The organism is Parabacteroides sp. PFB2-10, assembly GCF_029893085.1.
In the GTDB taxonomy this organism is placed as follows: Bacteria; Bacteroidota; Bacteroidia; order Bacteroidales; family Tannerellaceae; genus QVMG01.
This window is the reverse complement of sequence record NZ_JARXWI010000008.1, coordinates 108,982-124,661: the sequence shown is the minus strand read 5'-3', so window position 1 is coordinate 124,661 and position 15,680 is coordinate 108,982. Positions and strand designations below refer to the sequence as shown.

The following is a 15,680-nucleotide window of genomic DNA, read 5'->3' as shown; positions in this document are numbered from 1 at the left end:
AATCGTGATTTCCAACTAAACTGCCTGAAATCAACCAAGGATTTCTGTAAATATTAAAACACAAAGTATTCCTGGTACTTTCCTGTGAAATGTTCGCTATGGCGGGAGAGTACTTTCTACAGGAGAGGTGGGAGGCTTTGAGATAGGAGAATAAATAAAGGCGTACCAACGTTTGCCACGTTGATACGCCTTCTTTTATTTTTTAATACGAATCTATTCAGGATTGTGACAGCGCCACTACGATAATCGAGGAGATAAGAACCAATAAACCAATGATTAATACAGCGATCGTACTTCCTTTCACCCCTTTCCATTCTTTGAGAATGATCCCCCACACATTACTGAACGTCACATTCAACGACATCAGGATACTCCAGGAGAAGGCCAGTAAAACCGGGCTATCCGTCAGGAAACTCTTGCCCATTTCCAGACCAAAGAATTGGGAGTACCACAATACACCAGCCAGGGCACAGAACAAGAGGTTGTTCACCAAGACAGAGCCTTTCACTGAGAAATACTCCTTACCGGTCTTGTTTTTGATGTTTTGCTGAATGCAATAGGCTGCGTTGGTCACAAAACCACCCACCGTCACTAAGAAGATCACTGGCAAACCGGCATAAAGTGTTTTCACACCACCGGCAATGGCAGCCTCCTTAATCGGTGTTCCCGCATCCAGTCCCATGGCGAAGCAGGCACTCATCACCCCGGATAACAGGGCAACCAACAGACCTTTTGTCAGAGCGAAATCCTTTACAGCGGCTTTCTTCTCTTCCTCCGTCATGTTTTTGGAACGAAGGCTACCGGCATACCCGATGATGGAGATACCGGCCAGCGTAATCGCTACCCCGATCAATAACAATAGTCCATTGCCATGCAACAGATCGGTACCAGCCAACATAGCAGGAAGCAAGGTGCCGAAAGCGGCGCAGGTGCCAAGGGCGATACTTTGTCCGAGCGCAACGCCCAGATAGCGCATGCTAAGCCCGAAGGTCAGTCCACCGACTCCCCATAACACACCGTAGATAATGGCAGAGAAAGCTCCGCCCGATCCCCACAATTCAAGTAAGGACGATCCCCCAGGCACGCCGAGTAGCGCGCCTAAAAACGGGAATACCAACCAGGCGAATATACCCTGGGTAAGCCAGAACGATTCCCAACTCCATTCTTTTACCTTCTTAATAGGTACATACGAGCTGCTCTGCCCGAAACTGCCAATGGCAATGATCAACAGACCTATGATCGTATTCATGATCTCTTAGAGGTAACGTTCTTTTCGTATTGCTGTATTTCGGTGATATAATCTTCACCAACCGCGATATTATTCTTCAAACAGAAGTAGTCCCATACGGCATTCCAGGGCAGTCCCTTTGCCTCTTCAAGCAACGCCAGTCTCTCGAAGTATTGGCCGTTTGCTTCGTATTCGCGCAATTGAGCGATCGGTTCGAGCAGTCCCTGCAAGAAGGCTTTCTGAGTCGAACGGATACCAATCACATAGGCTCCGATACGGTTGATAGAAGCATCGAAGAAGTCGAGTCCAACGTGTACGCGATCCAAGGCGTCGGCACGGATGATTTCTTTCGCCAATTCGCTAATCTCATCGTTGAGGATTACTACGTGGTCAGAGTCCCAACGGATAGGACGGCTTACATGCAACATGATTTCCGGTGTGAACAGCAGGAGCGAAGAAATCTTGTCCGCAATGCTTTCGCTCAAGTGAAAGTGGCCTGTGTCTAAGGTAACGATCTTCTGTTTCTTCGCACCATAGCCCAGGTAGAAGTCGTGTGAACCTACGGTATAGCTTTCCAGTCCGATACCGAACAGTTTAGATTCCAGACAGTCTTTCATATTCTTATACTCGGTACTGAAGATCTCGTCTAATGATTGTTCCAGGATCTGGCGATATTTCAGGCGGTTTACAGTCAGGTCTTTCATGCCGTCATGGATCCATAGGTTCATGATACAGGGATCGTTCTGGAATTTACCCATCTCTTCCGATACCTTACGACAGCGTTTGGTGTGCTCGATCCAGAAATCACGGATCGCTTTGTCGGGATTGGCTAAGGTCAGGTCGCCGCTCTTCGGGTGACCAAACGAGGTAGAATTGAAATCGAGCTTTAAGCCTTTTTCTTTCGCCCATTGCATCCAGCTGGTGAAATGTTCGGGTTCCACCTGATCGCGATCAACCATTTTATCGCCGAAATCACCATATATCTCGTGTAGGTTCAAACGATGGCTTCCTCCGACAAGGGTAAGCACCTGTTCGATATCCGTACGCAGCTCTTCGATGTTGCGCGCACGGCCGGGGTAGTTACCGGTAGCCTGGATGCCACCTCCGCCTAAGTTCTCTAATTTCTCAAAACCGGTCACGTCGTCCGATTGCCAGCAGTGGATAGAAACGGCTATCTTTTGCAATTTTTCTAAGGCGTCTTCTACGTTAACCCCTATGGCCTGATAGCGTTCTTTCGCTATCTCATACGATTTCTCTACTAATGCACTTTTGTTCATGGTAATCAATTTAAGTATATTATTTAATGCTGTATTGTTTGAAATTTTGCAAACGCCTCGCTCCAGATCGCATTGTCGGTCGGAACAAATACATCCGGCGATACGCTGTTGCGGATAACATCGCGGATCTCTTGCAGGCTGCCGACAACACCCATACCCATCGCCTGTATCATGATATTACCCATGGCCGTAGCTTCCGACGGACCGGCTACCACCGGTATACCGATCGCATTGGCTGTCATCTGATTCAATAGTTTGTTTTGCGAGCCGCCTCCGATCACATGCAGTTTCTTGATCTCGAAAGGGGCAACCTCCTGCAGGCTGTTCAATACCTGTTTGTATTTAAGCGCCAGGCTGTCGAATATGCAACGGATAAATTGCGCGTCCTCTTCCGGACAGGGCTGGTTGGTGCGTTGGCAATAAGCCGTAATAGCTTGAAGCATGCTCTCCGGATTGGCAAACGAAGCGTCGTCGGGATCGATAAGTGAACGGAAAGGCTTTGCCGAATCTGATAAGGCAACAATCTCCGGATAGCTGTAACTCTTCCCGACTTTATCCCATTCCTTGCGGCATTGTTCCAACAACCACATACCGGTAATGTTCTTTAGGAAGCGTATCGTGCCGTCGGCGCCTCCTTCGTTGGTGAAGTTCATGGCGAAAGTTTGTTCGTTGATAATCGGCTCTTTCACCTCTATCCCCATCAACGACCAGGTGCCCGAACTCAAGTAGGCGAAGTTTTCATCCTCTGCCGGCACCGCCACTACGGCAGATGCCGTATCATGCCCGGCCACAGCAATCACAGGCGTTTCGCCTATGCCACATTCCCGTGCCACGCTCTCCATGACGTTGCCTGCTTTTGTACCGGGCATCACCACTTCGGGGAATACTTCAGGAGAGATATCAAGAACATCCAACAAGAGAGGATCTATTTTTTGTGTACGGGCGTTTACGATTTGGGAGGTGGAAGCGATCGTATACTCACAATAGCGCTCACCAGTCAACAGATAAGATAGGGCATCGGGCATAAACAATATGTTTTTGGCCTGTCTCACGGCAAACGAGCCCTCTCTCTGTGCTGCGTATAGCTGGAATAGACTATTGAAATTCATTATTTGTATACCTGTCAGGTCGTACACTTCCTGGCGGGATAGGCGGGTAAAATACGCTTCGGGCACCCCTTCGGTATAGGGGTCTCGATAGGAGCGCGGCAGGTTGATCAAGCTACCGTCTTCTGCCAGATAGGCAAAGTCGACTCCCCAGGTGTCGATACCGATCGAGTCTATTTCGATGCCTTTAGCGGCAGCTGTTTTCAGACCCTCTTTCAGTGATTCGTACAAGGCGTAGATATTCCAGTAATACTTGTCTTGCACCCGAAGGATTGTATTGGGAAAACGTGTTAGCTCCTGTAGTTCCAGTTTGCCGTTTTCCAGACGACCAATAATGGAGCGTCCGCTTGTCGCACCCAAGTCGAGGGCGAAAAAATGGTGTTTTTGTGTCATGGTATTTCGTAACTATGTAATAACTCTTGCCTAAAAAAATGCAAGTTGATTGCAAATATAAGGATGTTCCGGAAAAGATTACTGCTTTATTTGATTTGTGTACTTTGAATTTTGCTACTGATATTTGTTGCTTTTTATTTCTTAATTGCTACATTTGAGGCGTTTTCGCTATTGGAGACTTTATTTTTTGCTATTGAATTATGAAATCTTCCGCCGTACATATAAAATACCTGATCGTAAACGAATCCGATAGCCTCTGGGGGCTCATCGTCAACTCTGTGGGCTATCAGCGCATCGAGCCCGGCGAAGCCTATCCGCCCCGTAACCATCCAACGCGCTACCTCTTCAATGTCGATAAGGGGCGTGTGTTGAATGAATACCAATTGCTCTATATCACCCGCGGCAAAGGTGTCTTTACTTCGTCTGAACGGAAGCGGGTTGAGGTGAAGGAGGGCAATATGTTCCTGTTGTTTCCGGGCGAATGGCATAGCTACAAACCCGACAAAGAGACCGGCTGGGACGAGTATTGGATCGGATTTACCGGGGTTAATATCGACGAGCGGGTGCGCAACGGCTTCTTCAATCGCCAGCACCCGGTATTCAATATCGGCATGAACGACGAATTATTACAGCAATACAAACGTGCCATACAAACGGCGCAGGAGCAGATGGCAGGCTATCAGCAGATATTGGCGGGTATTGTTAACTATCTATTGGGCAATGTCTATTCCATCGATAAGTGTGCCTCGTTTGAAAACAAAGAACTATACCGGATGAATAAAGCAAAAGTCCTTATCCGGGAATCCTTTCAGCAAAACATCACCCCTGAACAGGTGGCTCGTGAAATCAACATGAGCTATTCCTGGTTTCGCCGCCTGTTCAAAGATTATACCGGGTTCTCGCCTGCTCAGTACATCACCGAACTACGCATTCAAAAGAGCAAAGAACTGCTCACCAACACCACCCTGGCAAATAAAGAAATCGCCTTCGACTCTGGATTCGACAATGCCGATTACTTTTGCACCGTTTTTAAGCGCAAAACAGGACTCACTCCCCATCAATACCGAAACATGACCCGATGGGGAACTGAATAGTTTCCAGGCATTGTATAAAATGCGAACAAATGTTAATTCGCTCGTTTCCGACGAAACCCCCAATTTACGATTTGTAATTTCGGCGGGAGTTTTCGCGCAAAAAAGCGGGACTTTGGAGACAAACTCCCGGGAGAAACACTTTTTAACGTATGGATTTGTAAGCAAAATGGTCGTTTTGCTTACAATCGATATTTTAACATTTTCGGAAAAAAAAGATAGGCTCATCCGGTAAGTAGGCATTCTCCGGATGAGCCAAGGAAAAGAAATTTTTGAAAAATAGTTTCGTTTTGTCGACCTGTTTAGAGCCAAAGGCAGACTATTGAGAAAGAGTAGACAGATAGGTGTCCATATCTTTATCTCCTCTTCCGGAGACGGTAAGTACCACCACCTCGTCGGGTTGGAACCTCAGTTTCGGAAGGGCTCCCAACGCATGGGAGCTTTCCAGGGCAGGGATGATACCTTCCAATTGAGTCAGTTCGAAGGCTGCGTTTAAGGCTTCATTGTCGTTGATGGCCAATACCTTGGCGCGTTTTGTCGTGTGCAGGTTGGCATGGAGAGGCCCTATGCCCGGATAATCCAGTCCGGCGGAGATGGAATAGGGCTCTTCCACCTGACCCGCTTCGTTTTGCATCACCAATGTCTGCATACCATGCAATTCTCCTTTTTTACCTAAGTGAATCGTTGCGGCAGTCATGCCTGAGTAAAGACCTTTCCCGCCGGCTTCTGCCAATACGATTTTTACCCGTTCGTCGTCCATATAGTGGTAGATCGTTCCGGCGGCATTGCTGCCGCCACCGATGCAGGCAATCAGGTAATCGGGGTAGTCGCGTCCCTCTTTTTCCAGCAACTGCTTTTTGATTTCCTTACTGATCACCGATTGCAGGCGGGCAACCATGTCCGGATAGGGGTGAGGACCTACCGCTGAACCGATCAGGTAAAAGGTGTCGGAGGGATTTGCACACCAGTCTTGAATCGCTTCATCCACCGCTTCTTTCAGCGTTCTGTTGCCTGAGGTGACCGAACGCACCTCCGCTCCCAGCATCTGCATACGTTGCACATTGGCATGCTGGCGCTTGATGTCTGTTTCTCCCATATAGACAACACATTCCATATCCATCAGGGCGCAGACCGTTGCCGTAGCGACTCCGTGTTGTCCGGCGCCTGTTTCGGCAATGATGCGGGTTTTCCCCATGTGGCGTGCCAATAGGATCTGGCCGATCGTATTGTTGATCTTATGCGCTCCGGTATGGTTGAGATCCTCCCGCTTGAGGTAGATGCGTCCGCCATAGCGTTTGCTCAGCCGTTTGGCCAGGTAGAGTGGGGAAGGGCGACCGACGTAATCGCGCAGCAACTCTGCAAATTCCTGTTTGAAACTATCGCTTTCCAATACTTCCAGGTAGGTCTCCTGCAGGTCGGCGATGCTTTGGTGAAGTATTTCAGGGATATATGCTCCTCCAAAATCACCATAAAAACCGTTTTTGTTCACTTGATACGTTTTCATTTTTTTCTATTTTAATTAAACAATTTGGTATATGCGCAAATAAAAAAAGGCCTGCCGCAGTTGCGACAGACCTCTTCGAATCCTATATTCCTATTTTTAGTATATATACATACGGCCCTCGTTCCCTACGACTCTTTGAGTAGTTTGAAACGCCACCACCAACATGTATTTACTAAATTTGTTCTCATCTGTTTTTTGATATTTCGGCGACAAATATACGGTGTCTTTGATAAAATGCAAACAAATGAGCAATTTTTTTTACTTTTTTCCAGAAAAACTCTGTTTTTAAAATCAAATGTACGACTCGTTTGTTATTAAATATGTATGTTTGTTTTAAACTTTATATCATTCACTTAAATGGAAATTGTCATAATTCTTGGCCTGATCTTATTAAACGGAGTCCTTTCCATGTCAGAAATCGCTTTAGTGTCCGCCCGCAAGGCCCGGTTGGAAATCGATGCAAAAAAAGGAAGTAAATCAGCTAAAACTGCCTTAGATCTGGCCAACGAACCGGATCGTTTCCTGTCCACCGTACAGATTGGTATCACCTTAGTCGGCATCCTGACCGGTCTCTATTCCGGCGAAGCCTTTGCTGCCGACCTGGCGGAGGTTGTGGCCGGTGTGCCGTTGTTGCAACCCTATGCTTTGGCTATTTCCAAAACGACGATTGTGATTGCTGTTACCTACCTTACGTTGATTCTTGGTGAGTTGGTTCCGAAGCGGGTCGGCCTGAGTTTCGCGGAGGCGGTCTCGAAGGTTATCGCCAAACCGATGAATATATTGTCGAAAATCACCGCTCCTTTGGTGTGGTTACTTTCTGCCAGTACAAACTTTGTCGTGCGTCTGTTTGGTCTGAAACATGTGGAAGAGAGTAAAGTGACTGAAGAGGAGATCAAAGCGATTGTGCAGGAAGGACTGGATGACGGTGAGGTGCAGGAGGTGGAACAGGATATAGTCGAACGTGTCTTCAACCTGGGCGACCGCAATGTCGGTTCGATCATGACGCATCGGAGCGAATTGGTCTGGCTGGATATGGACGATAGTGTGGCGGAGATACGTGAAAAGGTGCAGGAGAACTTATATAATATTTACCCGGTTGCTTCCGGAAAGTTGGACGATCTGCAGGGAGTTGTTTCTCTGAAAGATCTGTTTTTACACCTGGAGAAGCCCGGCTTTACGTTGAAAGAAATTATTCGACCGGCTACTTACCTGCCGGAAAATCAAAGTGTGTATAATGCTTTGGCGCAATTCAAGCAGGCATGTGTCAAATATGGTATTGTGACTGATGAGTTTGGTGGCATACAAGGGATCGTTACCATGAAGGATATCCTGGAAGGCCTGATCGGACAGATGCCCGAAGCCGGTGAGGAGATGGAAATTGTGGAACGTGAAGACGGCTCCTGGCTGGTCGATGGACAGCTTTCTTTCTATGACTTCCTGGCCTATTTCGATCTGGAAGATCTTTATGCCGACCATGATTATAATACCCTGAGTGGCTTGATTCTGGAGATATTGGAGCATGTGCCTCATACCGGTGAGCGGCTCGAATGGTTTACCTTCCACCTGGAAATTGTCGATATGGATGGTGCGCGCATCGACAAGGTATTGGTTTCAAAGAAAGGATAGACGGCTACCGGACTTTTTTAGGATGCTTTTTTGCTCAATTGCAATAGGACGAATATCAATCCCGGGATAAAAAATACAGCTGCCGATACCAATAGGGCGACCCGGAGTGAGTACATATCGTTCAGCCATCCAATGAATGGCGTTACGGCAGCAAATATCAGGCGAATTACGAAGTTGCGGATGGAGAGCACTGTGGCGCGCATTTCCGAAAAGGTCATCTGGTTGATATATCCTTTTAGGATAGGGGTGGCGAATCCGCGGAACAGGTAAAAGACGAATAATACGGCCAAGCCCCAATAAGTTTGGTTGTAAGCCAACGCGACATATCCCCCGATAATGAAGAAAAGAATCAACAAGCTTGTTTTCTGTATGCCGAAATAGCGTTCGATCCGGTCGGAATAGAGCGCTGCAATGCCGACGGTCAGGTTCAGCACCGTCCAGATAATGCCGAAATACTCCGTCGGCGTTTCCAGATCGATCAGGAAGGGTTGCACAAACCAAGCCATCGTCAGCGTGGCCGCACCGATCACGCCCGAAAACAAAATATTATAACAAAGCTTCTTGTTCGTGACAAGCGCGTATTTGATGATGCGAAGTATCTCGTTTACGGGGTTCTGTACTTGCGTCTTTCCCGCATACTCCTTGAGAGAAAAAGCTGCCGGGATGCCGATAAAGGCAATCACTACCTGCCCGTAGAAGGGATAGCGGAGTGAAGAAACCGCTAACAACCCGCCGAGGATGCCCGCCACCGCTTCGGCAAAATTACCGATCATGGTGATGCGTCCCTCGTAACGCATGTAGAGATTCTCTTTCTTATAATGCGCCGTGGTGTCGTAGAGCAGGGCGGAGTCGGCGCCGTTGACCAACGTTTGCCCAATACCGAGTAATAATTCAGCTATGATAAAGGCCTCAAACGTATTGGTGCAGGAATAACAAAGGTATCCGCCAAAGAAGAGAAAACATCCGGTCACTAAGCATTTCTTACGTCCCCAGACGTCGGCCAGGTAGCCGGAAGGTATTTCCAACGCAACGGCAGCGACGGAATAAACACTCTTCAGGATAAACACATCCTGCAGACCCAGCCCGTGATCTTCGTAAAAGAGTACGATGATCGGCATCACCAGGCTGAACCACTTGGAGAGCTTAATCAGGTAAAGCGCTATGATATTTTTCTGCATCTGTTAGATGTCCTTTAAAAAATTAAAAGACCTTAAAGACCTTAAGGTCCTTAAGGCCCTTAGAGTCCTTAAAGTCTTTAAAGACCTTTTTTACTATGCCTTCGCTATTGCTTGCGCGAAATCGGCTTTCAGTCTCTCGACAACATCTTTCACACTGCTGATCTTTTCAGCCAGGTAGGCGTTCTTTCCGGCGAAAGCATATCCCTTGCGCATATTCCCTTTGGCGGCATTATAGAGCGCCATGATGATGCAATAGGGACTTTTGGTGTAGTCGCAGGTGCGGATGCAATGGAAGGGACATTTCTTCGGCTTTTCTTTCCCTTCGGCTACACGTTGAATAAACTCCCCGTCTAGCGCGCGGCCGGGCATGCCCACCGGGCTTTGGATAATGCGGATGTCTTCTTCATGTGCATCGACATAGACCTTTTTGAAGGCTTCCGCCGCGTCGCATTCTTCCGTAGGTACGAAGATCGATCCCATTTGTACACCGGCCACCCCCATTTTCATAAAACGGGCAATGTCTTCACCGGTGGCGATACCTCCGGCGGCAATGACCGGAATATTTTTTTCCTCCTGATAGGAGTTGGCTACTTCCAATACTTCGGGAATGATTTGTTCGAGTGAGAAGTGTTCGTCCTCGATCTGGTTGTTCTTAAAACCGAGATGACCTCCGGCTTTAGGTCCTTCCACCACAATCGCATCCGGCAGGTAGTTGAAGTTATTTTTCCATTTATCACAAATAAGACGTGCCGCGCGCGATGAGGATACGATCGGTACCAGCATGGTTTTGCTGTCTTTTTGCAGGTAGGAGGGAAGGTCGAGCGGCAATCCGGCTCCGGCAAAAATGACATCGGTCTTTTCTGCAATGGCCGTACGCACCATATCTGAGAAGTTCGAAAGGGCCACCATGATGTTGACACCGATCACCCCTCTTGTTTTTTCGCGTGTCTTGCGGATCTCTTCGCGAAGCCCCTGGATACACTTCTCCATGTAGCTGCCAGCAACATTCGGATAGAGAAGGCCGAGACCGGCGGCGGATATAACACCGACACCCCCTTCGTTGGCAACAGCCGACGCTAATCCCGACAGAGAGACACCAACGCCCATGCCCCCCTGAATAATTGGCAATTTTATTTCATACTTGCCGATAAAAAATGATTTCATACAATTCTGTTTGAGGATAAGATAATACCTGTGCCGGTATGCTTTCTGCATACGGCATTGTGAGAAACAAAGAAGTTTCGTAGTTCCATGTATAAACTAACTTGTTTACGGGGGCAAAGGTAACTATTTCTGCGAACTCCGGGTTATAAATAAACTTAATGTCGCAAAATCGAAAAATGAGTTCGTCGGAAAATGCGGATTTACCGACTGAGTTGCAAAACGCAAGTGTAAGCTGAAGAGGCAATTTGAACCTCTTTCTCGGTCTATTTGTCGATTCGCCCTTCATTGAATCTTTGTGCGTTCAGAGCAACAGTCGATTCGGCATCCCGAAACGATTCGGGTACCTCATATTGTTGCAACGATTCCCAGGCGGGTTCGAATTTTCTCTCTTTTAATCTCCTGATCGACCTGCTTATTTATATTGGTTTTTTTGAAAATCAGTTGATTAACCCACATGTCCATATTTTACCTTGAATTATTTTGCAAAACTTCTTGTGTTATTCAAAATAATACCTATCTTTGCATCCGCAATCGAGAGTGATTGTCTTTACAAAACAAACTTGGTGTGGTAGTTCAGTTGGTTAGAATACCTGCCTGTCACGCAGGGGGTCGCGGGTTCGAGTCCCGTCCATACCGCAAATAAGGCTGATTTTCAGCGAGTTGTGAAATTTACGCCCGGTTTTACACCCGAAAAAGTAAAACTGGGTGTTTTCTTTTGCCCTCTTCAAAGTAACACATACAAAAAGCAAGTATGTAATTACCTCCTTTTATATATGTTAATACAATACCTATTATTTTTTGTCTTTCAGCACATGCAGCAAATAAATAGTCTCATTTTGTATAATAATGAATATTACAGCAACGGCGGTTTCTTAATCACCGCCGTTGTTGCTTATACGGACGGTTTGCGCTACATCAAAGGATGAGTCGTTTTAAAAAAAGAAGTTTTTCAGGTATTTAAAGGAATATGCGGAGATCAGTTTGTATTATAGGAGGCCGAAAAGGATAACTCCAAAGAGATTGGTTTATTATCGGGCGATCCGGAATAAGAAGATGGCTGAATTATCAGGAGAAACAGGGAGAGGATTGAGGGGATGAAAAAATATTTTAGACCTGTGTATAAAAAATACTTATTGTGCAAATCGTTTACAACAATAAAATACTAAATTTGCATCTATATGTATATAAATACTCTGAAAAACATACTGTTACTTTTTCTTGCATCAATAATATTTGTGGGATGTATGCAGAAGAATAGGCTGGATGCTAAATTGAAAACGCTTGAATGTTATATCAGCTCAAATCCAGATAGTATAAAATACGAGCTGGAAAAAATTAATACCGAAACTTTAGATGAAATTAATAACGCATACCATAATATTTTATTGGTTGAAGCAGGTTATTACAGTGGATTTGAATTGGTTCAATATGATTCAACGTTAAATGCTTCAATAGATATTTTGAAGAACACGAAATATAAACGAGCGTACGCTAAAGCTTTATTTTATAAAGGTATAATATGGGATTATCTTGAAATTCCCCAGGAAGCAATAAAAAGTTATTTTACCGCATTGGATTTAGTAAAAGATAAAGATTATGAATTAATTTCTTCCTTGTATTCTGCTTTAGGAAATGTGTATTTAGATCAGGAATTATATGAAGATGCTATAAATGCTTTTCGTTCGGGGTATTATAAAACATTAACAGGAAATAATTTTAAAAGTATATATACAAATGCCAGAAACTTAGGTATTGGTTTTTTTTTAGTTGAAAAACCGGACAGTTCATATCATTATTTAAAAAAGGCATACGGTTATGCTAATATGAGTAGTGATTCTGTAAAATTGAAGGACCTAATTTATAACGATTTAGGATTGTATTTCAGTGAAAAAGATAATTATGACGAAGCTCTAAAATACATGAAAAAAATATCTAAAATGACTGATAATTATCATTTAAATCTGGGTTGTATTTATGCAGCAACGGGAGATTGGGATTTGGCTATTGAGAATTTAGTAATTGCAATAGAAAGTACGGATTTGGGGATCAGGACTGTTGCATTAAAGCAATTATCAAGAGTTGAAGAGAATTTTGGTTCGTACGAAAACTCACTTGTACACTTACACGATTTTTTAGAGTCTTATGACTCCCTAACAATAAAAACGAAAACCGGTGAAATATATGCAATAAATCAAATACATAATATTGATAAAGAGTTGATATATATAAACAACAAACATAAATCATTCATAATAATGATAGTTAGTTGTTCGATTATTATAATTCTCATCATTATCCTAATAGCAGTATATACAGACAAAAAGAAGAAAATAAAACAGGCAAATGAACTGTTGGTTAAGGAAAAGAAAATAATGGAAAATGAGAAAGATATTATAAATCTTCAAAACCAAATTTCCGAAACTAAGAATACCATACTGAAATTAAAATATGAAAATCAAAATTTAGCCAAAGATACACAAGACAATCTGGTAAAAGAGAAAGAAGAAAGTATTGCTAAAATGGAAAAACAGATTAATCATTTACGAATACTGTTGTTCTATGACAAACCTATATACAAAAAAATTAGGAAATTTGATAACCAAAAAGATTCTGAAAACATAAACTTATTGCCATTGAAAGATAGAATAGAATTGTTTGGTATTATAAAGAATGTATACTCGGATTTATTCGAGAATCTTAAAACTAATTGCCCAAGCTTAACTGAAGAAGATCTAATTTTCTGTTGTCTTTCAAAGATGAATTTTAATCTACCTCTTATATGTGCATGTACTGGATATCCACGTACTGCATCTGCGCGTCAACGAAGATACCGAATCAAGAAAAAAATGATTGAACATTCTGCTAACGAAAACCTATACAATTTTATTTTTCAGCCATAAAATTTATTGTTGTAACGCAAGTAAAATCTACCACATTGATTTACAGGCACTTACCGGATTGTGTTGTAACGCAAAAAATCTCGTAAACTAAAATACCATCCCTAATTTTGTAACATCAAAACCCCAAAACAAGATGTTATGAAAAAAGTACTTTTATTATTATTTCTGATTTGCAGTGTTCCAACAATGGAATTGTTTGCTAAGAGTGAATCGGTTGAAGAATCTACCAAAGCGAAAAGACACAGAAAAATTGAATGGAGGCATAGAGTAGGACGAACAAGGTCAATTCAATGGCAGGACTGTGTTGTTGCTTATACTCAGGGAACGTTTCTTACTATCAGTTTCGGCATGGCACCGGAAATTGCGGAAATAAGAATTATAATTAGTGATGACGAAGGTAGTATTATTTCAGATGATATGCATCGTATAACTGAACCTTGTGATGTGTTGAAACAATTACCACTTGATGATGAGAGAGAATATTATCTGGAAATAATTTCAGGCGGGTCCCGTTGCCAAGGTTATTTTTAACCGAGCAAAACATAGGATTAAATCTATTCATATTATTATGATTATTCACTTTAGAACGGAAAGGAGGTAATGATTTCAAATACTTATTTCAAAAGAACTTTAATACATATCCTTTAAATTTAATTATTCGAAGTATTAACGAACAAAAAAATTGTAACATGAAAAAATTACATTTATTATTATCCTGTTTATTAGTGTTGTTTGTCGCATGTCAGAAAGACGACATTATAGAAGATAAAAATCTTGTTGACATTCCGGAGCCAGTACATGTAACACCAGAAGGGTATTTGCACTTCGATTCGCAATCAATTTTTACTGATTATCTGAATAATTTTAAGGAAGATGCATCACCTTCAACGCGGAGCAACTATTTTACAGTAACCGGATTTAACTCCATAAATAAAGTAAAATCCAATATACAGAGAATGTATGCCACCCGTGCATTGGATGAAGATGATGAAGAGGGATGTGAAGATGAGTACAAGGTTTCGCTATGTGAAGAACTAATTCCCGATGATATCCTGTTTAATGTACTTGATACAACTTTACGAATCAGCATTGATGATAATTATTATAAAATTACTGATAAAGGAACGTTCTATACCAAACGGGAATATTCTTCTCAGCTAGCACAAAAAATTGAAAATTTTAATCCTAAGACAGCAAGTTTAATTGATGGAGATACCTATCAAATTGATGATATTACTTATTTTTGCGATACTTATGGATTTATATCCGGAGTACCAAATGTAACTGATGTTGAATGCATTGAAGCGGATGATGTTCCAATGACACGTGCCGTTTTTGGTGATGCCAATACTAATACCAGAGAGTATTCACTTAGTACTTATAAGTGGAAAAACAAAACATGGTTAGGTCGTGCATGGTCGTGGCTATTTGGGAAAGATGTATCGAGAGAGCAAAAATTTGATAGTAAACATAAGATGGTAGCAAATCTATTCCAGACTAACTATGTATTCTATGCTTCTACAGGTTTTAAAGTTAAAATGCAAAAACGGAAAAAATTCCTGTTTGTTAAATATTGGACTGGAGATACAGCTGATGATATTGTTATCGGCATTGAAAAATTGAAAGGTCAAATGAGTTTCAATAATAATCCAGGAAAAGTAGGTGATTATGGTAAATTTACAAGTACATGGCAAGGACAAGTAAATAACATGATTTATGCCGGTATGGGCAGTCCAATATTTCTTGAAGATTTTGCCAGTAAGATAAAAACCTGGTTTGGCGGCATTAAAGAGTTCAATGTTGGGCAATGGAAAATTGATCCTTGGAAATGGACAGATAATACATTAACAAAAGATGCAATTTTTTCCGGTTTGAAATCTCTTGAAGGTAAATATATATCAGGACCAATTGGTCAAAAAATAACAAATACTGATCCACGTTTAATTTACGTGTTTGGTAAGAGTGGGAAATTAGACTCCTATATTATGGGATTGCAGAGTTACGGAAGACGGGAACACAAAACAGTACGTTTTAGTGAAGCTGGTGGAATTACCGTTAGTATAGGTGGAAGCGGTAGCAGTGGTGTTAGTGTTGATGGTTATATTCCTGATAAATATACAATTAAAGATGCTGAGATATTTGGCGCTGTGAAATATGGCGGCAAATGGAAGGGTATCAGATTTCATCACGAAGATTAACGATTTATAAAATAT

General features: G+C 43.0%; 11 protein-coding genes and 1 tRNA gene. 6 read left to right on the top strand and 6 right to left on the bottom strand.

Annotated features, from left to right (window positions below):
- Nucleotides 1-217: 217 nt before the first annotated feature.
- The 3 genes from rhaT to M2137_RS09105 are packed head-to-tail and all read right to left on the bottom strand — an operon-like array spanning nucleotide 218 to nucleotide 4,004.
- Nucleotides 218-1,249, bottom strand: a complete 1,032-nt coding sequence (gene rhaT / locus M2137_RS09115) for an L-rhamnose/proton symporter RhaT (RefSeq protein ID WP_280766121.1) — start codon at nucleotides 1,247-1,249, stop codon at nucleotides 218-220.
- The gene (locus tag M2137_RS09110; RefSeq protein ID WP_280766120.1) at nucleotides 1,246-2,505 is read right to left on the bottom strand and encodes an L-rhamnose isomerase; all 1,260 of its coding nucleotides are present in this window, start codon (nucleotides 2,503-2,505) and stop codon (nucleotides 1,246-1,248) included. Before M2137_RS09110 ends, rhaT begins: the two co-directional genes overlap by 4 nt.
- 23 nt (nucleotides 2,506-2,528) lie before the next feature.
- Nucleotides 2,529-4,004: a rhamnulokinase family protein gene (locus tag M2137_RS09105; protein WP_280766119.1), complete on the bottom strand. Its 1,476-nt coding sequence runs from the start codon at nucleotides 4,002-4,004 to the stop codon at nucleotides 2,529-2,531.
- A 200-nt stretch (nucleotides 4,005-4,204) separates the two neighbouring features.
- Between M2137_RS09105 and M2137_RS09100 the strand changes: the two genes are divergently transcribed.
- Nucleotides 4,205-5,098 (top strand): helix-turn-helix domain-containing protein, encoded by an 894-nt coding sequence (locus M2137_RS09100; RefSeq protein WP_280766118.1) that lies wholly within the window; start codon nucleotides 4,205-4,207, stop codon nucleotides 5,096-5,098.
- Nucleotides 5,099-5,414: 316 nt separating this feature from the next.
- Here M2137_RS09100 and trpB read toward each other — a convergent pair whose 3' ends face one another.
- Nucleotides 5,415-6,599 carry a tryptophan synthase subunit beta gene (gene trpB / locus M2137_RS09095; protein ID WP_280766117.1) on the bottom strand — a complete coding sequence of 395 codons (1,185 nt, stop codon included), beginning with the start codon at nucleotides 6,597-6,599 and terminating at the stop codon, nucleotides 5,415-5,417.
- A 357-nt stretch (nucleotides 6,600-6,956) separates the two neighbouring features.
- Between trpB and M2137_RS09090 the strand changes: the two genes are divergently transcribed.
- Nucleotides 6,957-8,225 carry a hemolysin family protein gene (locus M2137_RS09090; RefSeq protein WP_280766116.1) on the top strand — a complete coding sequence of 423 codons (1,269 nt, stop codon included), beginning with the start codon at nucleotides 6,957-6,959 and terminating at the stop codon, nucleotides 8,223-8,225.
- 17 nt (nucleotides 8,226-8,242) lie between these two features.
- Here the strand turns inward: M2137_RS09090 and M2137_RS09085 are convergent, their stop codons facing one another.
- Entirely contained in the window at nucleotides 8,243-9,403 is a 1,161-nt protein-coding gene (locus M2137_RS09085; RefSeq protein ID WP_280766115.1) for an MFS transporter, read from the bottom strand.
- 93 nt (nucleotides 9,404-9,496) lie between these two features.
- Nucleotides 9,497-10,567 carry a nitronate monooxygenase gene (locus M2137_RS09080; protein WP_280766114.1) on the bottom strand — a complete coding sequence of 357 codons (1,071 nt, stop codon included), beginning with the start codon at nucleotides 10,565-10,567 and terminating at the stop codon, nucleotides 9,497-9,499.
- Between the two features lie 562 nt (nucleotides 10,568-11,129).
- Here M2137_RS09080 and M2137_RS09075 point away from each other — a divergent pair.
- From M2137_RS09075 to M2137_RS09060, 4 genes are all read left to right on the top strand, one after another.
- Nucleotides 11,130-11,203 (top strand) — tRNA-Asp (locus M2137_RS09075).
- A 608-nt stretch (nucleotides 11,204-11,811) separates the two neighbouring features.
- Nucleotides 11,812-13,467 carry a hypothetical protein gene (locus M2137_RS09070; RefSeq protein ID WP_163175527.1) on the top strand — a complete coding sequence of 552 codons (1,656 nt, stop codon included), beginning with the start codon at nucleotides 11,812-11,814 and terminating at the stop codon, nucleotides 13,465-13,467.
- 138 nt (nucleotides 13,468-13,605) lie between these two features.
- A complete protein-coding gene (locus M2137_RS09065; protein ID WP_163175526.1) occupies nucleotides 13,606-13,998 on the top strand; it encodes a hypothetical protein in 393 nt (130 codons plus the stop codon).
- A gap of 158 nt (nucleotides 13,999-14,156) precedes the next feature.
- A complete protein-coding gene (locus tag M2137_RS09060) occupies nucleotides 14,157-15,665 on the top strand; it encodes a hypothetical protein (RefSeq protein WP_163175525.1) in 1,509 nt (502 codons plus the stop codon).
- The last annotated feature ends 15 nt before the right edge of the window (nucleotides 15,666-15,680 follow it).